The following is a 24,778-nucleotide window of genomic DNA, read 5'->3' on the forward strand; positions in this document are numbered from 1 at the left end:
CGAAATTCCTTGTCGGGTAAGTTCCGACCTGCACGAATGGCGTAACGATGGCCACGCTGTCTCCACCAGAGACTCAGTGAAATTGAAATCGCTGTTAAGATGCAGTGTACCCGCGGCTAGACGGAAAGACCCCGTGAACCTTTACTACAGCTTTGCACTGAACTTTGAGCCTATTTGTGTAGGATAGGTGGGAGGCTTTGAAGCAGCGACGCTAGTTGTTGTGGAGCCGTCCTTGAAATACCACCCTGGTATGTTTGAGGTTCTAACTCTGGTCCGTTATCCGGATCGAGGACAGTGTATGGTGGGTAGTTTGACTGGGGCGGTCTCCTCCCAAAGAGTAACGGAGGAGTACGAAGGTGCACTCAGCATGGTCGGAAATCATGCAATGAGCATAATGGTATAAGTGCGCTTGACTGCGAGACAGACATGTCGAGCAGGTACGAAAGTAGGTCATAGTGATCCGGTGGTTCTGTATGGAAGGGCCATCGCTCAACGGATAAAAGGTACTCCGGGGATAACAGGCTGATACCGCCCAAGAGTTCACATCGACGGCGGTGTTTGGCACCTCGATGTCGGCTCATCACATCCTGGGGCTGAAGCCGGTCCCAAGGGTATGGCTGTTCGCCATTTAAAGTGGTACGCGAGCTGGGTTTAGAACGTCGTGAGACAGTTCGGTCCCTATCTGCCGTGGGCGTTGGAGATTTGAGAAGAGTTGCTCCTAGTACGAGAGGACCGGAGTGAACGAACCTCTGGTGTTCCGGTTGTCACGCCAGTGGCATTGCCGGGTAGCTATGTTCGGACGGGATAACCGCTGAAAGCATCTAAGCGGGAAGCCTCCTTCAAGATAAGATCTCCCTGAGGCCTTGAGCCTCCTGAAGGGCCGTGGAAGACTACCACGTTGATAGGCTGGGTGTGGAAGCGTTGTGAGGCGTTGAGCTAACCAGTACTAATTGCCCGTGCGGCTTGACCATACAACAGAGATGGTTACTAACGACTAGCGAAGCTAGCGGATTGTGAGTTAGAGACATATGATCGCTTGCGGTGTATTACTACAGATTGTTTTACCGACTTATTTGGGGTTATCGCCGGTCAACAACATGACCGAGGCAAACAGCGATAACGCGGCAGGCCAAGCACATTGCTTATAAGACCAACGCCAACCCAAGCCAGTTTGCCTGACGACAATAGAGTTGTGGAACCACCTGATCCCTTGCCGAACTCAGAAGTGAAACGCAACATCGCCGATGGTAGTGTGGGGCTTCCCCATGTGAGAGTAGGTCATCGTCAGGCTTCTAATCCGAAAGGGCCACCCAACAGGGTGGCCCTTTTTTTATGGCTGAAAAAAATGATTAAAAAAATAAAGCCCTCAACAAAAACACAAATAGAAAAATAATTAAAAATTAATTTTTGCGGTCTGATTTGAATTTGAAAAAATCAGATAAATTAAAAATAAATAAGAAAAAAACAAAAAATAATCCCAGCTGATTTAACCGGTCTGCCACTCGAAAAAATAAACCGCTAAAAATAGGTATTTAAGCTGACTTCCAGCCAACTCTTCCAGGCTTTACTCAAAAAATGACTCAGTAAAAAGCAAATTAAAAACAAGAAAAAGTACCGCTACCACTCCCGCCAAAAATTAGAATTAGCCCAAAAAACTATCGGTGATTTTTTAGTCGTTATATTAAATCCCTGTAACCACGGGCCCTGTAGCCCATTTATTAAAGTTATACACAAGTCTATCCAGCCTTTCTGTTAATAACGCAAAGCTGTGGAAATCCACGCAAAAAGTGCTGCTTTTTTACTCGCCTCTACTGCAGCCAAGGAAACATGGGGCTGGCAAGGGATATCCCGGAGTTATACACAGCTCTATCCATGGTTTCTGTTGGTAACAAAGGCGCCATAAAACAGCCATCAGTTATTAACAGAGTCATGGGCGATAAATCTGTGGATTACTGTGGCTGATTGGTACGCCAGTGTGTGGGAGATAAACCGTTGGGGATAAAAAAGCCCCACTGGGTGGGGCTTGAGAAGTTAGTAGGCGAAGGCATTATCTGGAACGAGATCAAAATTCATATCGTTCAGGCTGAGATCTTCCAGTGGAACCAGTTCAGAGGGCAGGGCGAAGCGTCGTACAACTTTATCTTGGTGCCAATCCAATACCTCAATGTCTGCTGATTCCTCTTGCTGTAAGTCTTGTAAGAAAGCTTTCAGATCGCTGGTGGTCGCGGTAATCAAAGACTGATAATCGTAGGTACCCAAGAGCTTAACAAAGCGGTATTCATCCTTGGCATCCTCAATACGAAGCCATGCCATTCCACTGGTATTACCATTCTCACCGAGAATAACCGGACCTTGATCATCGTCGAATACCGGGGTGAGCTGATAATCGGGAAGAGGAAGTATTGCCCCCACCCAAACCCAGCCAGAGAGGCTGGTGCGGTTTAATTGCCATTCGCAAAGCCAAACAGTCTGGTCATCGTCTATTCGAAATTCCCGGTATTCCCTTTGACTTAAATAGTTGTCAAAGCTTACTTCTGCATTGGGGTTGTCTTTGCGAAAACTATGAAGTTGTTGAGTCATTTCATAGTTCACTTCCCAATGCTTTTTCAGGCGCCACTGCATTGGGTATTGGCCCCACTCAACGATATATTCTTCTTGCTCGCGAACAGTTTCAACTACGCGCCAAAAAGCACCATCGATAAGTATGCAGGTATCGCCAAGCTTACATCCAGGTGCAATGATGCTGCACTCGGGTGAGGCTTCAGAGGCACTCACTAAGTGTTCGCTACGCCCTTCAATAACATCGTACCAGGGAAAACCATGGCGCAAGGGTGGTGGAAATGCCAGTGGCGGTCGGCCACCGAGCAGTCGTCGGAAAAGTACCGACTTTTCAATTTCAAGATCAGAAAGTGTATAGCCTTCCTGTTGTGTGATTTGGCCCCAGGCAAAGGCGGCTCGAATTAGGTGTTTTTCTCGGTCTGAAAAGCTCATGGGTGCAATCATGGGCAAGTAAATAAGAAACCATACCACTGTGCAGGGATAGGCGCTAATGCAAATGCAATTATCTGTCTTTTGTTGGATGACGACACCTTAGAGGCAGTTCGATACACTGGCTGGGTTAAATGCGATGGATAGGGGGTGAGCGGTGGCCTGGATACAGGGGTGTGTGATCGTTGCGATCGGATTCTTTGTAATGCTGTCTCCGGCAGTTGCAGAGGAGACGGAGGTTAATAACTTCGATTCTTGCTATTTGGATGGTTGGAGTAATGCCCTGCGCTGTAAAAAGATACCTGTTGGTGAAGGTGAAGCCGCGGTAGATTTAGCGATAATGATAGCCCCTGCGGTTAATGATGTTGGGTTGGAACCCCTGTATTTACTGGCCGGCGGTCCCGGCCAAGCGGCCAGCTACCTGACACCGATCCTAAACGCTTTGTATAAAGTCAACCAGAGTAGGGCGATCGTTCTCGTCGATAGGCGTGGTTCAGGTTATTCGGCTGCATTTGATTGTGGAATCGACGGGGAGGTCCATATGGACCTGGATGCGATCACCGATCAATTCGCAACTTGTTACCATGAAAATGCGGCCTTTGCGAAAACCCTGCATAGCCGCCAGGCAGTGGAAGATCTTGAAAAAGTACGGCTTCACTTAGGCCATAAAAAAATAGCTTTATGGGGGGGATCGTGGGGAACCCGTACCGCACTTCTTTACCAGCAATGGTTCCCCGATAGTTTAAGTGTCTTGATTTTGGATGCTGTAGCACCTATAGACACGAAAGTTTTTCTTACCGCACAAGCCGCAGAGAACGCACTTATAAAACTTGAGGAAGACTGTAATCGCGATCCGGTGTGTTCTGCATTTGGCGACTGGAGATCTTCACTGGATAACTTGCTTACCCACTGGGATGAAAGGGCTGTGAATTTCCCGGACCCACATTCTGGCAACAAGATAGAAGCTGAAACTCCTCGCAGCTTTTTGCAAAACCTTATAAGAACCGCACTCTATACGCCTGAGACAGCCGCTCAACTGCCTTACACTATCAGTCAAGTTGAAGAGGGTAATTATTTACCGCTCTCGGGACTAGCCGGACTTTTATCTGACGATGGCAGTATGTCTATGGGGCTCACCTTATCGGTTGCCTGTGCTGAAGAGTTAAATCGTACTTCCGAGGAAGAGTTAGCAGTAGATATCCGCGATAGTTTTTTAGGCGATGCTTTTTTTGAAATTTTTGCTGAGGGGTGCAAGGTATGGCCTGTATCACCTATCGTTTATGGAGTCCCTGAAGAAAGGAGTCATCCGGTTTTAATTATTTCCGGGGAGGCTGACCCTATTACCCCGTATTACTATGCAGAACAAAGCTTGGACTATCTCACTGAGTCAAAGCAATTAGTGGTTCCAGGTGGTGGACATATCAATACCATGCGAGGCTGTATACCAAAGCTAATAAATGACTTCCTAAAATCTCCGCTTAACTCTTTGGATAGTAATTGTATTACTGAAATTCAAAGGCCACCGTTTATGGCAGGCGCTTTTGGCCCGGAAATTGATAAGGCGGCATCTAGTGAATTGCTATCGGGGCAAGGAGATAATAAATGATTGCCGTTGAGTCTATCTACAAACAGTTCGCTGGGCAAAGGGTACTCAATGATCTGAACTTCGACATACCAGACGGCCGGATCACAGCCTTATTGGGAGCCAATGGGGCCGGTAAGACCACATGCCTGAGAATTATAACGGGCTTGGTTAAAGCGGATGAAGGTGCAGTATTTGTTGATGGGCTCAATGTTGCCGAGAAGCCTTTGAAGGTCAGGCGCCAGCTGGGCGTTGTTGGTGATCGTGAAGGGCTTTATGACCGTCTTACCGTGGCTGAGTACTTGTCATTTTTTGCCAGCGCCCAAGGGTTATCCGGTGTAGCACTTCAGCATGCATTAAGCTCCGTTCGAGAAGAATTAGAGTTAGGGAGTTTGTGGCAGCGTCGTACAAAAGGTTTTTCTCAAGGGGAGAGAATGAAAGTGTCCCTGGCACGGGCATTGGTCCACAGACCTAAACATTTAATACTCGACGAGCCTACTCGCGGGCTTGATGTGCTTGCAGCAAGATTACTGAGGAAAACACTTTTAAGGTTGCGCGCTGAGGGCGTAGCCATTTTATTTTCCAGTCATATTATGGCTGAGGTTGCCGAGTTATCGGACCGGGTATTGGTGATGGCTAATGGTGCTATTGTCGATAGTGGTAAGCCTGAAGAACTTATTGAGCGTACAGGCTGTAAAAACCTGGAAGATAGTTTCGTTAGTCTGGCTTATGGGATTGAAGGGGAGGTGGTGGCATGAAATTTTTAAACCTGTTAATTACTCCCGCGATGTCCGCTTTACTAAAAAAGGAGTTATTAGAGGTTTGGCGCGATCGACGAGCACTGTTCTTGTCGTTGCTGTTCGCCATTTTATTTCCAGGAATGATCGCTTCGATGACGCTGTTTATGTTTAAGTCTCAGGGGGAGAGGGCGTTCAAGCTAGCCTTACTAGGAGGCCAGGATTTACCCGTACTGGAGCAGCAGCTGCGCAAAGGGCAGGTAGAACTGGATAGTTTGCCGGAAGGTGATCCTGCTGCTTTGCTCGAGGAAGGTTACGATGCGGTTGTGATAATTGATGAGGGTTTTTCTACGGATTACCGCAATTTCCGTAGCCCAAAGGTTTATTTGTATATCGATAGCTCCGATCGTTTCAGCGGGCAAGGTGCGAGTCATGTTCAACAAAAGCTGGGTGAGCTACAACAGCTTGTTGTTCAACAAAGAATGGTCGCTAGGGGAGTCCCACTAAAAATAATGGCACCCTGGCAGGTACAGGTCAGGGATGTGAGTACACCCTCTACCCGCAGTGCTTGGATTGTTGGCTCAATACCGACACTCTTGATAATGACTTTGTTTATAGGTTGCTTGTCTTCGTCAATTGATGCTTCTGCCGGAGAGCGGGAGAGAATGAGTTTTGAGGTTTTATTGCAGCAACCGCTGGCGGCCTGGCAAGTGGTGTTGGCCAAGGTTCTCGCTGTAGCCAGCATCAGTTGGCTATCTTCGATTCTTGCGCTAATTTCACTGATGGCCGTTTTCCCATTTTTGCCTTTGGCTGAGATGGGGATACAACAAGCCACTACGCTGAGTGGCATGGTTGCTATGGCACTTGCCCTGCTGCCACTGGCTCTTTTAGTTGCTGTTATGCAAATATTATTGGCGTTGAGATCGCAGTCATTTAAGGATGCGCAAACCCAATTGAGCATATTGCAGATTTTACCTGTCACTATGTTGTTAATCCTGGATATGTCAGCCATAGAGTTGAAAGAACCCGTATGGCAGTTGGTCCCCCTGGTGGCACAGCAGCAGTGGTTTAAGGCTCTGCTGGTTGGGGAGGGTGTTTCTGCAGGGCTAATGGTAGCTGGCTCACTGGTCAGCCTTTTGTTGGTTGTTGGGTGTATATTAGGCGGTGCCCGAGCACTGCAGCGAGAGAGTCTGCTCGGAGCTACCTAGCTTAATGATTAGAGAGTTGTACCGGCATGAGTGACAGTGACTTTCGCGAAGGGCTGTTAAGCATCAATCTGAAGGCCATTGCAGATAACTATTTGGACCTGGTCGGTCGGCTGGGGACGGGTACCCGCTGCGGTGCCGTTGTGAAAGCAGATGCTTATGGTCTGGGAATGGCTCACATAGTACCGGCGTTATACGCCCAGGGGTGCCGCGATTTCTTTGTTGCCACCCAGGCCGAGGGGCAGCGCTTGCGCAGTGCTCTCGGCGAAGATGTGAATATCGTTATCCTGACTGGTGTAAGGCCCGGTGCTGAATTGGAGTGCGCCCGCGCCGGTTTGATTCCCACGCTGTTTACCCTCGAACAACTGAGACGCTGGGTGGAGATCCGTGAGCAGTTGCAACTGGAGGCTCCCTGTGCCCTGAAGGTCGATTCTGGTATGACCCGACTGGGATTGTCCCCAGAAGAGTTTGAGCTGTTGCTCAAGGATCGTCCGCTTCTGGAAGCGGCTGATGTACAGATACTTCTCAGTCATCTCGCCTGTGCCGATGAGCCTCTGCATCCCCAGAATCAGATTCAATTGCGCCAGTTTAGAGAAGCGAGTGATCGCTTGCGTGAATTGTGCCCCGATATCCTGCTTAGCCTGGCGAACTCATCGGGTATATTTTTGGGAGAGGACTATCACTTTGATATCGTCCGACCCGGCTCCGCTTTGTATGGCCTGAATCCTGTTCCCGGATCTGAAAACCCGATGCGTCCAACTGTCACTTTAGGGTTGCCAATTGTACAAAAGCGCTATGTCAGTCAGCCCCGGGCGGTGGGATATGGTGCGACCCAGGAAATTCCCGGTAACAGTTGGTTGGCAGTAGCTCGGGGGGGGTATGCCGATGGCATTATGCGATCTCAGGGGGGGCGCGGACGAGGTTGGGCCCATGGGCGGCCCCTGCCTATTATTGGGCGTATATCTATGGATTCCACCACTTTTGATATTTCCGGTCTCAATAAAGAGGAGCGCGACTCCATAAACTCGATCGAGATTCTCAATGAACAGCTTACGGTGGATGAGGTTGCCGGCTATGCCGGGACTATCGGATATGAGGTCCTGACAAGTCTCGGACACCGCTATGATCGCCGCTACATAAAAGGTTAATCAAGTTGCAGGATGTTGCCGTAAAAACACCTCTAGAACAGCTTCGTCCGGTGCTGGAGCTTTTGGCGGATGGAGAAATGCACTCGGGAGAATCTCTCGGGAACGCCCTGGGGGTCAGTAGAGCCGCTGTCTGGAAACAATTACAAAAGCTTGAGCATTACGGTCTGACACTGGAGTCTGTCAAGGGACGCGGTTACCGCTTACCCGATGGGCTCGATTTGTTGTCAGAGCGGGCTGTTAACGCTCACCTGGATTCTTCAGCCAGAAGGCTTTTGCGTGAATTATTTATCTTTGATGAGGTGAGTTCAACAAACTCCCTGCTCTTAGAGCGTATCGAAGAGGGTGGGGGACACGCTGTTGTGATGCTCGCCGAGCGGCAAAGTGCTGGCCGGGGTCGTCGCGGCCGCAATTGGGTCAGCCCTTACGGCACTAGTATCAGTCTCTCGGTGGGCTGGGAGTTTAGTGGCGGGGTGCAGAGCCTGGAAGGTCTGAGTCTCGCTGTTGGGGTTGCCGTGGCCCAGGCGCTCGCCCGTTTCTCTGTACCGGGTGTGCGTCTGAAGTGGCCGAATGATGTGTGGTGCCAGGGGCGTAAATTGGCTGGAGTACTTCTTGAGTTAAAAGGGGATTTAACTGATCGCTGTTCGGTTGTTATCGGAGTTGGATTGAATAATGGTCTTAGCGCTAAGGTTGCTGAGGAGATAGATCAGCCCTGGGCGGATCTGCAGCAGGTTCGCCCCGGAATTGGCCGCAATGAATTAACCGCAGCGATTTTGAGCGAGCTGTTACCGATGTTAGCAACTTATCCGGAGAAGGGCTTTGCGGCCTACCGGGATACATGGTCAACTCTCGACCAGTTTGCCGGGCAGCAGGTTCAGTTGCAATCCGGCAGCCTGAGCTGGCGAGGGGTTGTCGCTGGTGTCGATGAGAAGGGGGCCTTGTTGCTAGATACCGATGATGGGAAAAAGTCATTCCATGGGGGTGAGATTTCTTTACGGGGGCAGGTTTGATCTTAGAGTTGGACGTCGGTAATACCCGCGGCAAGTGGCGATACCTGGTTGAAGGCGAGGTTATCGCCCGTGGGGATATCGAAACAGCTCAGTTGCGAGAGCAGGTAATGCCTTTCGGCTGGGCAGACTTAACGCCCCAGCGTTTTCGGGTGGTGAATGTTGCTGGCCCCATCGTCGCTGAATTTTTGAGCCAGGTGGCCCGTAACCTGTTCACACTGGAGGTTGAGTTTTCCGCAGTTGCGCCACAGTGTGCCGGGGTAATATGTGGCTATGAAGACCACTCCGCCCTGGGAGTGGATCGCTGGCTGGCAATGTTAGCGGCCTACCAGCAATCTTCCCGTGCATCATTAATTGTGGATTGTGGCAGTGCGGTCACTCTGGATTTGCTGGACAATAGTGGACGCCACATCGGAGGATATATCGTACCCGGCTTTGGATTGATGAATCGCGCCCTCAGTGCCGATACCCATGCAGCAAAAAGTCGTGAGGAGTTGGCCCTGACAAAAACATTGGGGGCTGGCCGCAATACCAATGAAGCGATAAACCGGGGCCTCCTGCTAATGGTGTTGGGCGCGGTTGATCGGGCAATGGAGGAGTTGCGGTCCCGCTCTGGTTCACTTCCATTGTTGTGGCTGACCGGTGGGGATGCGCAGTTGCTCTCCGCAGTTTACCAGCACGAGCATCGCCTGGTTCCAGATCTGGTGATGGATGGACTGGCCCTTAGTAATCCATAAAAATTTACTTTGTTATGCGCTGGATAGCCCTTTCTTTAGTTGCTCTGAATACAGTGCTTTTCGCCTGGTATATGTTGGTGTCACCAGTTCCCCAGGTGGCTAGCAGTAAGAGCCCGAACCCTCTCGAATCGGAGGGCAAAACAATTACCCTCGTTAGTGAGATATCTTCTGAAAAACTCCCTGTCCTAGAGAAGAGTGGCAGATTGAGTAAGGAGTCCTTTGAGGTTGAGCAGCTCTGTACCCTGCTGGGCCCCTTTGCGGAGGAGTACCGGGGTGAAGATCTTTTGCAGCGAATCCAGTCCTTGCAGGTCAAGGCAGAGCTGCGAGAAATAGAAATGCAGGGGCAGATGCGCTATTGGGTATACCTGCCGCCATTGAGTTCAAGGCGGGAAGCCTACAATCGCTTGCGTGAGCTACAGTCTCAGGGGATCGACAGCTATGTCATTCCCAAGGGCGCTCTGGAGAATGGAATTTCATTTGGAATTTTTAGTGAGCGGACCAGGGCCGAATCTCATACTGCTGATTTGAAGGGAAGGGGCGTTAGTGCCCAATTTAAAGAAGAGCCGCAGACTTATATGGAGCGATGGATCGTGATGCCCCCCGGCAGCGCGGAAAGCCTCGCCACAGAATTCTGGCGGCAACTGCAAAATGAATACCCGGATTTGGATAGGCGCCCGAATCTTTGTTCGGAAGTGCTTGGTTAACAAAAAGGCGGATTTATCACAAATTTGTCAAGGAGCGTCTCGAATCGCTGTTTTTTTCAGCAGGTTGGAATAGACGACATAAAAAATATGATTTATCTGCAAAAAGGGTGTTGCGTGTCGAGATAAGTTCCCATAGAATCCCGCCTCCATTGACGAGGGTGACTTATCAACTTCGGCAATGAACGGGATAGGGCTGGCGTAGCTCAGTTGGTAGAGCAGCTGACTTGTAATCAGCCGGTCGGGGGTTCGACTCCTCTCGCCAGCTCCATTTTTATCCCGTAGCTGTCAAAATTAGGTTTCGCTGCTAAGTATGTGAAATTTAAAGAAAAATTGTTGACAGTGCAGCGAGATGTGTAGACAATGCACACCGCTTTGAGCAGGGGTTCCCGAGTGGCCAAAGGGATCAGACTGTAAATCTGACGCGAAAGCTTCGGTGGTTCGAATCCACCCCCCTGCACCATATTACACCTTAGGGTGTTGCGCGAAATCGAAGGGTTTCGCATGGAGGTCCCGAAAGCGGGCATAGTTCAATGGTAGAACCTCAGCCTTCCAAGCTGATGATGCGGGTTCGATCCCCGCTGCCCGCTCCAAGTTTTGGGGTTGGTTGGAATGCTCTCCAGGGTGCAACATTTTAAGATGCCGTTATTGGCAAGATTTTAGCTCATGTAGCTCAGGGGTAGAGCACACCCTTGGTAAGGGTGAGGTCGGCGGTTCAAATCCGCCCATGAGCTCCATTTTATATAACCGCAAGAGTGAAAGCTCTTGCGGTTGTTTGTGTCCGGGGTCGGATTTTCCGGGTCGGATGTGCATGTTCTGGACGTGGGTGGTGCCGTTATCGGCTCGCCTATATATAGGAGGCTGCAATGGCAAAAGAAAAGTTTGAACGTTCCAAGCCCCACGTGAACGTGGGCACCATCGGTCACGTTGACCACGGTAAAACCACCCTGACCGCTGCTCTGACCCGCGTATGTGCGGAAGTTTGGGGCGGTGACGCTGTTGCTTTCGACGGTATCGACAATGCACCGGAAGAGCGTGAGCGCGGTATCACCATCGCTACTTCTCACGTTGAGTACGAGTCCCCGACTCGCCACTATGCTCACGTAGACTGCCCGGGACACGCCGACTACGTTAAGAACATGATCACCGGTGCTGCTCAGATGGACGGCGCTATCCTGGTATGTTCCGCAGCTGACGGCCCCATGCCGCAGACTCGCGAGCACATCCTGCTTTCCCGTCAGGTAGGTGTACCTTACATCGTTGTATTCCTGAACAAAGCGGACATGGTAGACGACGAAGAGCTGCTCGAGCTGGTAGAAATGGAAGTTCGCGAACTTCTGGATCAGTACGAGTTCCCAGGTGACGACACTCCGATCATCGTTGGTTCCGCTCTGATGGCCCTGAACGGCGAAGACGACAACGAAATGGGTACTACCGCTGTTAAGAAGCTGGTAGAGACTCTGGACGAGTACATCCCTGAGCCAGAGCGCGCTGTAGATCAGCCGTTCCTGATGCCGATCGAAGACGTATTCTCTATCTCTGGCCGTGGTACTGTTGTAACTGGTCGTGTAGAGCGCGGTGTGATCAACACTGGCGACGAGATCGAAATCGTTGGTATCAAAGAAACCACCACTACTACCTGTACTGGTGTTGAAATGTTCCGCAAGCTGCTCGACGAAGGTCGTGCTGGTGAGAACATCGGCGCACTGCTGCGCGGCACCAAGCGTGACGAAGTAGAGCGTGGTCAGGTACTGGCTAAGCCGGGCTCCATCACTCCGCACACCAAGTTCGAAGCGGAAGTGTATGTACTGTCCAAGGACGAAGGTGGTCGTCACACGCCGTTCTTCAAAGGCTACCGTCCTCAGTTCTACTTCCGTACTACCGATGTAACTGGTGCGGTAGAGCTGCCGGAAGGTACTGAAATGGTAATGCCGGGCGACAACATTCAAATGGTTGTTACCCTGATCGCTCCGATCGCCATGGAAGACGGCCTGCGCTTCGCTATCCGCGAAGGTGGTCGTACCGTAGGTGCGGGCGTTGTTGCTAAGATCATTGAGTAATCTTTGATTTCTGCATCACAATATTCTATGTGGTGCACCAGGTGGGAGAGTTCCTGTAGCTCTCTCATCTTTGAGTGCGAAAGTGCTCACACTGTACAGGCCAGTAGTTCAATTGGTAGAGCACCGGTCTCCAAAACCGGGTGTTGGGGGTTCGAGTCCCTCCTGGCCTGCCATTTTTAATCACTCCGCTTAGATAAGCTTAGGGGTGTCGCAAAACCCTACTTGTCAGTGGGGCTTTTGTGTTTATGAGCGCTAAAAGATTATCTATAGTGCGCTAAGGGCTTCTTATATGAATGCTAAAACAGAAGCGAAAACCTTTCGTCTTGACGGTCTGAAGTGGTTGTTAATAGTGCTGCTGGTGGGCGGTGCTGTTGCAGGCAATTCATATTACGCCGAATTCCCTTTGTTTTACCGAGTGTTGGCAGTAACTGCCATCTGTCTGGTAGCTCTGGTTGTGGCTGTAAATACCGCCAAAGGCAATGCGTTGTGGCAACTGTTGCGCGAAGCGCAAACTGAAGTCAGGCGTGTGGTTTGGCCGACCCGCCAAGAAGCAACCCAGACCACAGCGATTGTGGTTGTTTTCGTGTTGATTATGGCGCTTATCTTGTGGGCGCTTGATTCGGCTCTGGGTTGGGCGGCTTCCAAATTTATCGGCTAAAGGTTGATACATGTCAAAGAATTGGTATGTGGTCCAGGCTTACTCGGGCTATGAGAAGCGTGTCGCCAGCTCCCTGAAAGAGCGCATTGAGCTGAACGAAATGGACCACCTGTTTGGTGAGGTCCTGGTTCCCACGGAAGAAGTGGTTGAGATGCGCGCAGGACAAAAGCGTAAGAGTGAGCGCAAGTTTTTCCCGGGCTATGTCCTGGTAGAAATGGAATTGAATGACGATACCTGGCACTTGGTGAAAGAAACTCCCCGAGTACTGGGTTTTATCGGCGGTAAGGCGGATAAGCCAGCCCCGATTACTGACCGCGAAGCGCAGGCTATCCTGAATCGCATCGACGATTCCGCCGATAAGCCCAAGCCCAAGACTCTGTTTGAACCCGGTGAAATGGTTCGGGTTATCGACGGTCCGTTTAATGATTTCAACGGTGTGGTTGAAGAGGTTAACTACGAGAAGAGTCGCTTGCGAGTGGCTGTATTGATCTTCGGACGTTCCACCCCGGTTGAACTGGAGTTCAGTCAGGTAGAGAAGACCTGATTCCAGTATAAATTTTTTGCCCCCTTTCGCCGCGAGGTGGAAGGGGGTTTTCGCGTCCCCGAAAAATGAGTTTTCATTTCGGGGTTCGGGGAGCTTGCCCTTAAACCTTATGGCTGAGTGGCAGGCGTTAATACCCAACTAGAGGAGAGCTGTAATGGCTAAGAAAGTAGAAGCTTATATCAAGCTACAAGTTAAGGCCGGCCAGGCCAACCCGAGTCCGCCCGTTGGTCCCGCACTGGGCCAGCACGGTGTGAACATCATGGAATTCTGTAAGGCGTTCAACGCCCAGACCCAGAGCCTTGAGCCTGGTCTGCCAGTTCCAGTTGTAATCTCTGTATACAACGACCGCTCTTTCACCTTCATCATGAAGTCGCCGCCCGCCGCTGTACTGCTGCGCAAGGCTGCCAAGATCAAGAGCGGTTCCGGTCGTCCGAACACTGAGAAAGTGGGTAAAGTAACCCGCGCTCAGCTGGAAGAGATCGTAGAAATGAAGAAAGCAGACCTGACTGCATCCGACTTGGACGCGGCCGTGCGCACTATCGCCGGTTCCGCTCGCAGCGCCGGTATCGAAGTGGAGGGTCTCTAAGTGGCTAAATTGAGCAAGCGTCAGCGCGTAATCGCTGAGAAAGTTGAAGCTGGTAAGGCTTACGGCATCGAAGAAGCCGTAGCTCTGCTGAAAGAGCTGTCCAACGTTAAGTTTGCAGAAACTGTAGACGCTTCTGTAAACCTGGGTATTGACCCACGTAAATCCGACCAGGCTGTTCGCGGTGCCACCACTTTGCCGCACGGTACTGGTAAAGAAGTTCGCGTAGCTGTTTTCACCCAGGGTGCTAACGCTGACGCCGCTAAAGAAGCGGGCGCTGACTTGATCGGTATGGACGAGCTGGCTGCCGACGTTAAAGCAGGCAAGATGGACTTCGACGTAGTAATCGCTTCCCCCGATGCGATGCGCGTTGTAGGTCAGCTGGGTCAAATCCTCGGCCCGCGCGGCCTGATGCCGAACCCGAAGACTGGCACTGTAACTCCAGACGTTGCTACTGCGGTTAAAAATGCCAAAGCTGGTCAGGTGCGTTTCCGCGCTGACAAAGGTGGCATTATCCACGGTGGTATCGGTAAAGTTGCTTTCGATGCGAACTCTCTGAAAGAGAACCTGGAAGCTCTGGTTGCCGACCTGAAGAAAGCCAAGCCGGCTTCTGCAAAAGGTGTATATCTGAAGAAGATCACCCTGAGCACCACTATGGGCCCGGGTCTGGTTATCGATCAGTCTTCCTTGAACATCTAAATATCACTGCGGGGTGTGATCACCTCTCAGTAAATCGAACTTTGGGGTCCACCTGAATGCTTTGGCAGAAGGTGGGCCGTCAAAGACCGTAGGTGTCAGGTGCGTTGAGGTTTAGCGTGTCTGGCTTAATCCGAACTTCGGCCAGGTTGGCCATTGAGAGGTTCGAGCCTACGCAGACGGTGTCGCCCAAACCAGTATTTTTACTGGATTTGAGCTTTATGCACCGGAACGGATCGGACGTTTAAGTCCGGTTTTTTTCAAATCCAGGAGTGACACTATGGCTATTGGACTCGAAGACAAGAAAGCGATTGTCGCAGATGTCCAGCAAGCTGCTGAAAGTGCTCTGTCTGCGGTTGTTGCGGATTCCCGCGGCGTAACCGTGAATGACATGACCACTCTGCGCAAAGAGGCTCGCGAGAACGGCGTTTGGTTGAAAGTCGTCCGCAATACTCTGGCGCGTCGCGCTCTGGCAGGTACCGAATACGAATGTCTGACTGACAAATTCGTAGGTCCTAGCATCATTGCATTCTCTAACGAACACCCAGGTGCCGGCGCGCGCATCCTGAGCCAGTTCGCTAAAGGCAATGACAAGCTGGAACTGAAAGGTGCTGCCTTCGAAGGCGCGATCACCGACGTCGCATTGTTGGCAAGCCTGCCGACTTACGACGAGGCGATCGCCAAGCTGATGAGCGTGTTGAAAGAAGCATCTGCTGGCAAGCTGGTTCGCACTATTGCGGCCGTTCGCGACCAAAAAGAGCAGGAAGCTGCGTAATTTATTCGCTAGAGCGAATCGCAGTTTCAAAACGAAATATGAGCAGCTACTGCTCAAACCAATTCAGGTAATGACTCATGTCTCTGACTAAAGAAGATATCATCAATGCTGTTGCCGAAATGTCCGTTAAGGATGTTGTTGAGCTGATCGAAGCAATGGAAGAGAAATTCGGCGTAACTGCTGCTGCAGCAGTTGTTGCTGGCCCGGCTGGTGGCGAAGCTGCCGCTGAAGAGAAAGACTCTTTCGACGTAATCCTGACCTCTGCAGGCGACAAGAAAGTGAACGTGATCAAGGCTGTTCGCGGCCTGACTGGCCTGGGCTTGAAAGAAGCTAAAGGTCTGGTAGACGGCGCTCCGAGCCCGCTGAAAGAAGGCGTAAGCAAAGACGAAGCTGAAGCAGCTAAGAAAGAGCTGGAAGAAGCTGGCGCAGTTGTAGAACTGAAGTAATTCGGTTCTTGCGTCTCCCGCTAGCTGTCGCGTAAAGCGGCGGGTAGCGGTAAGGCTGGTGGATTTTGTCCGCCGGCCTTTTTGCCGTTTGCGGTACTGAGGTTTTTACCGGTGCCGGCGGGATTTAAAAACCGTGGCAAACCTCATTTAACCATAGCGCAGTAGCGCTACCCGAAAGCAAGCGGAGAGGTTTCTGGTCAGTGCAGGCAAGTTGCACTGACCAGAGGCTTCTCGCCCGGAGGGGCTCTGGACCGGAGTCCCACGAAGTCTTGTCACTGATCAAGCTGGGGAATTTGAATGGCTTACTCATATACTGAGAAAAAACGTATCCGCAAGGATTTTGGCAAACTGCCTAAGGTCATGGATGTGCCCTTTCTGCTTGCGATACAGCTCGATTCTTATCGCAACTTTACACAGGCCGACAAGCGCCCCGACGACCGTATGGACGTTGGCCTGCAAGCGGCGTTTAAATCTGTATTTCCGATTGTCAGCTATTCCGGCAATGCCGCCCTGGAGTACGTAAGTTATACGCTGGGTAAGCCCGCTTTTGACGTTAAGGAATGTACCCTGCGCGGCGTTACCTATGCATGTCCGCTGCGCGTGCGCGTGCGTCTGATTATTTACGATAAAGAATCTGCGAATAAGTCCATTAAGGACATTAAAGAGCAGGAAGTCTACATGGGCGAGATTCCGCTCATGACCGACAACGGTACCTTCGTAATCAATGGTACCGAGCGTGTTATCGTATCCCAGCTGCACCGTTCCCCGGGTGTATTCTTCGATCACGACAAAGGCAAGACTCACTCTTCCGGTAAGCTGTTGTACGCCGCGCGTGTCATCCCCTACCGTGGCTCATGGCTGGATTTCGAGTTCGATCCGAAAGACCTGGTATTCGTGCGTATCGACCGCCGCCGTAAATTGCCTGCGACTATTCTGCTGCGCGCCCTGGGTTACACCTCCCAGGAAATGCTGGAAATGTTCTTCGAGACCAGCACCTTTGAGCTGTTGGAAGACCGTGTCAGCCTGGAGCTGATTCCGTCTCGCCTGCGCGGTGATGTTGCTTCTTTTGACATCAAAGACGGCCAGGGCAAGGTGATTGTCGAAGAGGGTCGCCGTATTACCCCGCGTCATATCCGTCAGTTGGAAAAGGCCGGCGTAGAAAAGCTGGAAGCACCGCTTGAGTACCTGTTTGGCCGTGTACTGGCGAACGACATCATCGATGAGTCCACCGGTGAGATCGCGATCGACTGTAATACCGAGATTACTGATGAAGTAATCGCCAAGCTGCGTGTACTGAACGTTAAGAGTTTCCAAACGCTGTACACCAACGATCTGGATCGCGGTCCGTTTATCTCCGACACCCTGCGTGCAGAGCCGTCTCGCACTGTGTTGGAAGCGCTGGTAGAGATCTACCGTATGATGCGCCCGGGCGAACCGCCCACCAAGGAGTCCGCAGAAGCGCTGTTCGAGAACTTGTTCTTTACCGACGAGCGTTACGACCTGTCCGCTGTTGGCCGCATGAAGTTCAACCGTCGCCTGGGTCGGGAAGACGAGACTGGCCCCGGCACTCTGAGTAAAGAAGATATCGTCGAAGTTCTGAAGACTCTGATCGATATCCGCAACGGTCAGGGCATGGTCGACGATATCGATCACCTGGGTAACCGTCGCGTGCGTTCCGTAGGCGAAATGGCTGAAAACCAGTTCCGCGTTGGTCTGGTACGTGTAGAGCGCGCTGTTAAAGAGCGTCTGTCCATGGCGGAGTCCGAAGGCCTGATGCCTCAGGACCTGATCAATGCCAAGCCGGTTGCCGCTGCCGTGAAGGAATTCTTCGGTTCCTCGCAGCTGTCCCAGTTTATGGACCAGAACAACCCGCTGTCGGAAGTGACTCACAAGCGTCGTGTTTCCGCCCTCGGCCCGGGTGGTTTGACCCGTGAGCGCGCTGGCTTTGAGGTGCGCGACGTACACCCGACTCACTACGGCCGCGTATGTCCGATTGAGACGCCGGAAGGACCGAACATCGGTCTGATTAACTCCCTGGCTACTTACGCCCGCGCCAACCATTACGGTTTCCTCGAGAGCGCCTACCGCAAAGTGGTTGACGGCAAGGTAACTGATGAAATTGCGTACCTGTCCGCGATCAATGAAGCCAACTTCATTATTGCCCAGGCGTCTGCGGAAGTAGACGACAACGGTAACTTTGTTGATGACCTGATCAGCGTGCGTCACCAGGGCGAATTTACCCTGAAAGCACCGGGCGAAATCCAGTATATGGATGTTTCCGCCAAGCAGGTGGTTTCCGTAGCTGCGGCGATGATTCCATTCCTTGAGCACGATGACGCCAACCGTGCATTGATGGGATCGAACATGCAACGTCAGGCGGTACCGACCCTGCGCGCTGAAAAGCCGCTGGTGGGCACCGGTATGGAGCGCACTGTAGCGCGCGACTCCGGCGTGTGTGTGGTTGCCAAGCGCGGCGGCATTATTGAGCGCGTTGACTCCAGCCGTGTGGTTGTTCGCGTGGCCGACGCTGAGGTGGAAGCCGGTGATGCAGGTGTGGATATCTACAACCTGACCAAATACATCCGCTCCAACCAGAATACCTGTATCAACCAGCGCCCGATCGTTAATACTGGCGATCGTGTAGTCCGTGGCGATATCCTCGCCGATGGTCCCTCTGTAGACCTGGGTGAGCTGGCTCTGGGCCAGAATATGCGTATCGCATTTATGCCCTGGAATGGTTACAACTTTGAGGACTCCATCCTCATCAGTGAACGCGTTGTACAGGAAGACCGCTTCACCACTATTCACATTCAGGAGCTGACCTGTATTGCCCGTGATACCAAGCTGGGCAGTGAAGAAATTACTGCGGATATTCCCAATGTGGGCGAATCTGCGCTGAATAAGCTGGACGAGTCCGGCATCGTATACATCGGCGCAGAAGTAGGCGCTGGCGATATCCTGGTCGGTAAGGTCACTCCGAAGGGCGAAGCCCAGCTGACTCCGGAAGAAAAACTGCTGCGCGCGATCTTCGGGGAGAAAGCTTCCGACGTTAAAGACACCTCTCTGCGCGCGCCCAGTGGCACTCGCGGTACAGTGATCGACGTTCAGGTATTTACCCGCGACGGCCTGCAGAAAGACCAGCGCTCCCTCGATATTGAGAAGTCACAGCTGGACGAGGTCCGCAAGGATCTGAACGAGGAATATCGCATTGTAGAAGGTGCGACCTTCGAGCGTCTGCAACAAGCTCTGCTGGGCCAAAAGGCCGCCGGTGGCAAGGGCGTTAAGAAGGGCGATGAGATGACCGCTGAAGTCCTCACCGCTCTGCCGCGCGAAGACTGGTTCAAGCTGCGTATGGAAGACGACAGCCTGAACGACCAGCTGGAAAAAGCGGAAGCTCAGCTGAAAGAGCGTCGCAAGCTGCTTGACGAAGCCTTCGAAGACAAGAAGAAGAAACTGGAGTCCGGCGATGATCTGGCTCCGGGCGTGCTGAAAATCGTCAAGGTTTACCTGGCGATCAAACGCCGCATCCAGCCGGGCGACAAGATGGCCGGTCGTCACGGTAACAAGGGTGTTATCTCCGTAATCAAGCCTGTTGAGGACATGCCTTATGACCAAAACGGTGAGCCGGTAGATATCGTCCTGAACCCGCTGGGCGTTCCCTCGCGGATGAACGTTGGTCAGGTTCTGGAAATGCACTTGGGCATGGCCGCTAAAGGCCTCGGCGTTAAAGTCGACAAGATGATCAAGGAGCAGCAGGAAATCGCCAAGGTGCGCGGATTCCTGGAAGAGGTCTACAACTCCACTGGCGGACGCAAGGAAGAACTCGACGAGTTCTCCGATGAGGAAGTCATGACCATGGCGCAAAACCTGCGTCGCGGTGTACCTATGGCGACCCCGGTATTTGACGGTGCCGATGAAAGTGAGATCAAGCAGCTGCTGCGTCTTGCCGATATCCCGGATTCCGGTCAGATCACCCTGCACGACGGCCGTACCGGCGATGCTTTCGAGCGTCCGGTAACTGTGGGCTACATGTACATGCTGAAGCTGAACCACTTGGTAGACGACAAGATGCACGCGCGTTCTACCGGTTCCTACAGCCTGGTTACCCAGCAGCCGCTGGGTGGTAAAGCCCAGTTCGGTGGTCAGCGCTTCGGGGAGATGGAAGTGTGGGCGCTGGAAGCTTACGGCGCTGCATACACCCTGCAGGAAATGCTCACGGTTAAATCCGATGACGTGGAAGGTCGTACCAAGATGTACAAGAACATCGTGGACTCCGACCACCGTATGGAGCCGGGCATGCCGGAATCCTTCAACGTACTGGTTAAGGAAATCCGCTCTCTCGGTATGAACTTCGAGCTTGAGCACGAGTAAATCCGAACCCGTACCGAAGCCTGTTGGCAGGTGAAATGAGACAAGTGCCAGCGCCCCTCGAAGCAGTGGGGCAGCTGGCTAGCCCGGCGGCTAGTACGAGCGCCGGGTTGACTACCCCCTAGTGGAGGAAAGGCCTTGAAAGATTTATTAAATCTGGTGAAGTCCCAGGAGCAGCTGGAAGAGTTTGATGCGATTCGTATCGGTCTGGCATCACCGGACATGATCCGCTCCTGGTCCTACGGCGAAGTGAAAAAGCCGGAGACCATCAACTACCGTACCTTCAAGCCTGAGCGTGAAGGCTTGTTCTGTGCCAAGATCTTTGGCCCGGTAAAAGACTACGAGTGCCTGTGCGGTAAGTACAAGCGCATGAAGCATCGCGGCATTATCTGTGAGAAGTGTGGCGTTGAAGTGACCAAGGCCAAGGTTCGCCGTGAGCGCATGGGTCACATCGAGCTGGCCAGCCCGGTTGCACACATCTGGTTCCTGAAGTCCCTGCCGTCCCGTATCGGCCTGCTGCTGGACATGACCCTGCGCGATATCGAGCGCGTGCTTTACTTCGAATCTTACGTGGTTACCGAGCCGGGTATGACTACCCTGGAGCGCGGCCAGCTGCTGAATGACGAGCAGTACTTTGAGGCGATGGAAGAGTTCGCCGACGAGTTTGAAGCGAAAATGGGTGCCGAGGCGATCCAGGAGCTGATGGCGGATATCGAGCTGCCCGCAGAAATCCAGCGCCTGCGTGAAGAGATCCCGGCGACCAACTCCGAAACCAAGATCAAGAAACTGTCCAAGCGCCTGAAGCTGCTGGAAGCCTTCTACAAGTCCGGCAACAACCCGGAGTGGATGGTGATGAAGGCTCTGCCGGTTCTGCCGCCGGATCTGCGTCCGCTGGTACCGCTGGATGGCGGTCGTTTTGCGACCTCCGATCTGAACGACCTCTACCGTCGTGTGATCAACCGTAACAACCGTCTGAAGCGTCTGCTTGAGCTGAACGCGCCGGACATTATCGTGCGCAACGAAAAGCGCATGCTGCAGGAGTCTGTTGACGCACTGCTGGATAACGGCCGTCGCGGTCGCGCCATCACCGGCTCCAACAAGCGCCCGCTGAAGTCCCTGGCTGACATGATTAAAGGTAAGCAGGGTCGTTTCCGTCAGAACCTGCTGGGTAAGCGTGTTGACTACTCCGGTCGTTCCGTGATCGTGGTAGGTCCGACCCTGCGTCTGCACCAGTGTGGTCTGCCCAAGAAGATGGCACTGGAACTGTTTAAGCCGTTTATCTTTGGCAAGCTGGAATCCCGTGGCCTGGCCACTACGATCAAAGCTGCCAAGAAGATGGTTGAGCGCGAGGAAGCCGTCGTTTGGGATATCCTCGACGAAGTGATCCGCGAGCACCCGGTACTGCTTAACCGTGCACCGACCCTTCACCGTCTGGGTATCCAGGCGTTTGAACCGGTACTGATTGAAGGTAAGGCAATCCAGCTGCACCCGCTGGTTTGTGCGGCCTATAACGCCGACTTCGATGGTGACCAGATGGCGGTACACGTACCGCTGACGATCGAAGCGCAGCTGGAATCCCGCGCGCTGATGATGTCCACCAACAACATCCTGTCGCCTGCCAACGGTGAGCCGATCATCGTACCGTCCCAGGACGTGGTACTGGGTCTGTACTGGATGACCCGCGAGCGCGTTAACGATAAAGGCGAAGGTATGTTCTTCTCCGATATCAAAGAAGTGAGCCGCGCTTTCTACGCCAAGCAGGTTGGTCTGCAAGCGAAGATCAAGGTGCGTATCCGCGAAAATATCGTGGGCGAAGACGGTGAGAAGCACGAGACTATCTCCATTCAAGACACCACTGTAGGCCGCGCGCTGCTGTGGAATATCGTGCCGGAAGGCCTGCCGTTTGCGCACGTCAACCAGCCGATGAAGAAAAAGGCAATCTCCCGCGCCCTTAACGAGTGCTACCGCAAGGTAGGCCTGAAGGCGACGGTTATTTTTGCTGACCAGCTGATGTACACCGGTTTCGACTTCTCTACCAAGTCCGGTTCCTCCATTGGTGTGAACGACTTTGAGATTCCGGCTGAAAAAGCTGAACTGATCGATGCCGCTGAAGCGGAAGTGAAAGAGATTGAAAGCCAGTTTGCTTCCGGCCTGGTAACCCAGGGTGAGAAGTACAACAAGGTTATCGACGTTTGGTCCCGCACCAACGACAAGGTAACCCAGGCGATGATGGCCGGTATCAAGAAAGAGAAGGTGATCGACCGCGAGGGCAACGAGACCAAGCAGGACTCCTTCAACTCCGTATACATGTACGCCGACTCCGGTGCTCGTGGTTCTGAAGCGCAGATCCGTCAGCTCGCTGGTATGCGTGGTCTGATGGCCCGTCCGGATGGCTCCATTATCGAGAACGCCATTACGGCAAACTTCCGTGAAGGTCTGACTGTACAGCAGTACTTCATCTCGACCCACGGTGCTCGTAAAGGTCTGGCGGATACCGCACTGAAAACCGCTAACTCCGGTTACCTGACCCGTCGTTTGGTTGACGTGGCTCAGGACGTGGTAATTACCGAGCTGGATTGTGGCACCGACGACGGTCTGACCATGGCGCCGGTAATCGAGGGCGGTGACGTTATCGAATCTCTCGGTGACCGTATCCTCGGCCGTGTAGTGGCCCGCGATGTACTGAAGCCAGGCAGTGACGAAATCGCTGTGTCTGCCGGCACTATGATCGACGAGAAGTGGGTAGAGCGCATCGAAGCCATGGGCATCGATGAAGTTCTGGTTCGCTCCCCGATCACCTGTGAGACTGCGCACGGTATCTGTGCCCAGTGTTACGGCCGCGACCTGGCCCGTGGCCACCGCGCCAACCCGGGTGAGTCTGTGGGCGTTGTTGCCGCACAGTCCATCGGTGAGCCGGGCACACAGCTGACCATGCGTACCTTCCACATCGGTGGTGCTGCAAGCCGTGCCTCTGCTGCGGACAGCATCCAGGTGAAGCAGGGCGGTACCGTACGTCTGCACAATGTTAAGACGGTTAAGACCGAAGCCGGCACTCTGGTAGCCGTATCCCGTTCCGGTGAACTGGCTATTGCCGACAGTGCCGGTCGTGAGCGCGAGCGCTACAAGCTGCCTTATGGTGCTGTGATCAGCGTCTACGAAGGTGCTGAGGTAGACGGTGGCCAGATCGTGGCCAAGTGGGACCCGCACACCCACCCGATCATCACCGAGGTTGCCGGTTGGGTGAAACTGTCCGGCATGGAAGAAGGGCTCTCCATTCGCAAGCAGACCGACGATATCACTGGCCTGTCTTCTATCGAGATTATCGATCCGGCAGAGCGCCCGGCAGCGGGTAAAGATCTGCGCCCGGCTGTAACCCTGCTGGATGAGAACGGCGAAGAGCTGACTCTGGCTAACAGTAATGCGCCTGCGCACTACGCCTTGCCGCCGCGTGCAATCCTCAGCCTGGCTGAAGGTAAGCAGGTGAACGTGGGTGACGTAATCGCACGTATTCCGCAGGAATCCGGCGGTACCAAGGATATCACTGGTGGTCTGCCCCGCGTTGCCGACCTGTTTGAAGCGCGTAAGCCGAAAGAGCCGTCCATTCTGGCGGAAATCTCCGGTACCGTTTCCTTCGGTAAAGAGACCAAAGGCAAGGTTCGTCTGCAGATTACCCCACGCGACGGCAAGCCGCTGGCCAATGGTAAGGACCACTACGAGGTTCTGATTCCAAAACACCGCCAGCTGACCGTGTTCGAAGGTGAAACCGTAGAGAAGGGTGAGGTTATCTCCGACGGCCCGTCCAACCCGCACGATATTCTGCGCCTGAAAGGTGTTGAAGAGCTGGCTCGCTACATCACCAACGAGATCCAGGAGGTTTACCGCCTCCAGGGTGTAGGCATTAACGATAAGCACATCGAAACCATCGTGCGTCAGATGCTGCGTAAAGTTGAAATCACCGAGATGGGTGATTCCAGCTTGATTAAGGGCGATCAGGTTGAATACCAGCGCGTGATCGAAGAGAACGAACAGCTGCGTGCCGAGAACAAGCAGCCCGCTCAGTTCGAACGCCTGCTGCTGGGTATTACCAAAGCGTCCCTGGCAACTGAGTCCTTCCTGTCGGCGGCTTCGTTCCAGGAAACCACCCGCGTTCTGACCGAAGCGGCGGTAACTGGTAAGGAAGACAACCTGCGCGGCTTGAAAGAGAACGTGGTTGTGGGCCGCCTGATCCCGGCTGGTACCGGTCTGGCTTACCACAGCGAGCGCAAGCGCAAGCGCAGCCTGCAGCTGGAAGAGGCCTTCGGTGAAGGACCTTCCGCAGCTGAGGTTGAAGCGGCTCTGACTGAGGCACTGAAGTCCTCAGGCGAATAAGGCGTATCCCACTCTATCTGCTGATGGAGTGGGATAGGTTGGGGCACTTCGGTGCCCGATCTGATATTGGCGACTGTCTGTGATGTAAGCACTTACTTCCGTCGCCGATTGACTAGGCGGGTTGTCGCTTATAGAATGCGGCCCCCGCTTATGTGGGGTGTTCCGTTTGATCCCAGGA

The 24,778-nt window shown here is 52.9% G+C and carries 17 protein-coding genes, 5 tRNA genes and 2 rRNA genes (1 of these 24 cut by a window edge); 23 read left to right on the top strand and 1 reads right to left on the bottom strand.

The annotated features are described in order from the left end of the window. Window positions 1-971: ribosomal RNA gene (locus BTJ40_RS02540) — 23S ribosomal RNA — on the top strand (it extends 1,911 nt beyond the left edge of the window). A gap of 203 nt (window positions 972-1,174) precedes the next feature. Beyond that, a 5S ribosomal RNA gene (gene rrf / locus BTJ40_RS02545) occupies window positions 1,175-1,290 on the top strand. A gap of 741 nt (window positions 1,291-2,031) precedes the next feature. Here rrf and BTJ40_RS02550 read toward each other — a convergent pair. Then, window positions 2,032-2,991, bottom strand: coding sequence for a hypothetical protein (locus BTJ40_RS02550; RefSeq protein ID WP_108735144.1), 960 nt, complete (start codon window positions 2,989-2,991; stop codon window positions 2,032-2,034). A 154-nt stretch (window positions 2,992-3,145) separates the two neighbouring features. Between BTJ40_RS02550 and BTJ40_RS02555 the strand changes: the two genes are divergently transcribed. From BTJ40_RS02555 to rpoC, 21 genes are all read left to right on the top strand, one after another. Next, entirely contained in the window at window positions 3,146-4,594 is a 1,449-nt protein-coding gene (locus BTJ40_RS02555) for an alpha/beta fold hydrolase (RefSeq protein WP_238152110.1), read from the top strand. Beyond that, a complete protein-coding gene (locus BTJ40_RS02560) occupies window positions 4,591-5,328 on the top strand; it encodes an ATP-binding cassette domain-containing protein (RefSeq protein ID WP_108731637.1) in 738 nt (245 codons plus the stop codon). The genes BTJ40_RS02555 and BTJ40_RS02560 overlap by 4 nt, the downstream gene beginning before the upstream one ends. Then, complete coding sequence (locus tag BTJ40_RS02565) at window positions 5,325-6,515, top strand: ABC transporter permease (RefSeq protein ID WP_108731638.1); 1,191 nt, start codon at window positions 5,325-5,327, stop codon at window positions 6,513-6,515. The genes BTJ40_RS02560 and BTJ40_RS02565 overlap by 4 nt, the downstream gene beginning before the upstream one ends. A gap of 26 nt (window positions 6,516-6,541) precedes the next feature. Continuing rightward, window positions 6,542-7,660 carry an alanine racemase gene (gene alr, locus BTJ40_RS02570; protein ID WP_108731639.1) on the top strand — a complete coding sequence of 373 codons (1,119 nt, stop codon included), beginning with the start codon at window positions 6,542-6,544 and terminating at the stop codon, window positions 7,658-7,660. A gap of 5 nt (window positions 7,661-7,665) precedes the next feature. Next, complete coding sequence (gene birA, locus BTJ40_RS02575) at window positions 7,666-8,667, top strand: bifunctional biotin--[acetyl-CoA-carboxylase] ligase/biotin operon repressor BirA (protein ID WP_238152111.1); 1,002 nt, start codon at window positions 7,666-7,668, stop codon at window positions 8,665-8,667. Then, window positions 8,664-9,401 (top strand): type III pantothenate kinase, encoded by a 738-nt coding sequence (locus BTJ40_RS02580; RefSeq protein WP_108731640.1) that lies wholly within the window; start codon window positions 8,664-8,666, stop codon window positions 9,399-9,401. Before birA ends, BTJ40_RS02580 begins: the two co-directional genes overlap by 4 nt. 203 nt (window positions 9,402-9,604) lie before the next feature. Then, window positions 9,605-10,105, top strand: a complete 501-nt coding sequence (locus BTJ40_RS02585) for an SPOR domain-containing protein (protein WP_238152112.1) — start codon at window positions 9,605-9,607, stop codon at window positions 10,103-10,105. A gap of 192 nt (window positions 10,106-10,297) precedes the next feature. Further along, window positions 10,298-10,373: transfer RNA gene (locus BTJ40_RS02590), tRNA-Thr, on the top strand. 108 nt (window positions 10,374-10,481) lie between these two features. After that, window positions 10,482-10,565, top strand: a tRNA-Tyr gene (locus BTJ40_RS02595). 56 nt (window positions 10,566-10,621) lie between these two features. Beyond that, a tRNA-Gly gene (locus tag BTJ40_RS02600) sits at window positions 10,622-10,695 on the top strand. A 69-nt stretch (window positions 10,696-10,764) separates the two neighbouring features. Next, a tRNA-Thr gene (locus BTJ40_RS02605) sits at window positions 10,765-10,839 on the top strand. A 129-nt stretch (window positions 10,840-10,968) separates the two neighbouring features. Then, window positions 10,969-12,162 (top strand): elongation factor Tu, encoded by a 1,194-nt coding sequence (gene tuf / locus BTJ40_RS02610; protein ID WP_108731642.1) that lies wholly within the window; start codon window positions 10,969-10,971, stop codon window positions 12,160-12,162. A 97-nt stretch (window positions 12,163-12,259) separates the two neighbouring features. Further along, a tRNA-Trp gene (locus BTJ40_RS02615) sits at window positions 12,260-12,335 on the top strand. 116 nt (window positions 12,336-12,451) lie between these two features. Then, window positions 12,452-12,820, top strand: coding sequence for a preprotein translocase subunit SecE (gene secE / locus BTJ40_RS02620; RefSeq protein WP_108731643.1), 369 nt, complete (start codon window positions 12,452-12,454; stop codon window positions 12,818-12,820). Window positions 12,821-12,830: 10 nt separating this feature from the next. After that, window positions 12,831-13,364, top strand: a complete 534-nt coding sequence (nusG, locus tag BTJ40_RS02625; RefSeq protein ID WP_108731644.1) for a transcription termination/antitermination protein NusG — start codon at window positions 12,831-12,833, stop codon at window positions 13,362-13,364. 154 nt (window positions 13,365-13,518) lie between these two features. Next, window positions 13,519-13,950, top strand: a complete 432-nt coding sequence (gene rplK, locus BTJ40_RS02630; protein WP_108731645.1) for a 50S ribosomal protein L11 — start codon at window positions 13,519-13,521, stop codon at window positions 13,948-13,950. Then, window positions 13,951-14,646, top strand: a complete 696-nt coding sequence (gene rplA, locus BTJ40_RS02635) for a 50S ribosomal protein L1 (protein WP_108731646.1) — start codon at window positions 13,951-13,953, stop codon at window positions 14,644-14,646. Window positions 14,647-14,923: 277 nt separating this feature from the next. Further along, on the top strand, window positions 14,924-15,418 hold the full coding sequence (gene rplJ, locus BTJ40_RS02640) for a 50S ribosomal protein L10 (protein ID WP_108731647.1): 495 nt from the start codon (window positions 14,924-14,926) through the stop codon (window positions 15,416-15,418). A gap of 77 nt (window positions 15,419-15,495) precedes the next feature. Then, window positions 15,496-15,864 (top strand): 50S ribosomal protein L7/L12, encoded by a 369-nt coding sequence (gene rplL / locus BTJ40_RS02645; protein ID WP_108731648.1) that lies wholly within the window; start codon window positions 15,496-15,498, stop codon window positions 15,862-15,864. Between the two features lie 297 nt (window positions 15,865-16,161). Further along, window positions 16,162-20,235 (top strand): DNA-directed RNA polymerase subunit beta, encoded by a 4,074-nt coding sequence (rpoB, locus tag BTJ40_RS02650; protein ID WP_108731649.1) that lies wholly within the window; start codon window positions 16,162-16,164, stop codon window positions 20,233-20,235. A gap of 135 nt (window positions 20,236-20,370) precedes the next feature. Next, window positions 20,371-24,600 carry a DNA-directed RNA polymerase subunit beta' gene (gene rpoC / locus BTJ40_RS02655; RefSeq protein WP_108731650.1) on the top strand — a complete coding sequence of 1,410 codons (4,230 nt, stop codon included), beginning with the start codon at window positions 20,371-20,373 and terminating at the stop codon, window positions 24,598-24,600. Window positions 24,601-24,778 lie beyond the last annotated feature (178 nt).

The sequence above is a fragment of the Microbulbifer sp. A4B17 genome (assembly GCF_003076275.1).
GTDB lineage: Bacteria > Pseudomonadota > Gammaproteobacteria > Pseudomonadales > Cellvibrionaceae > Microbulbifer.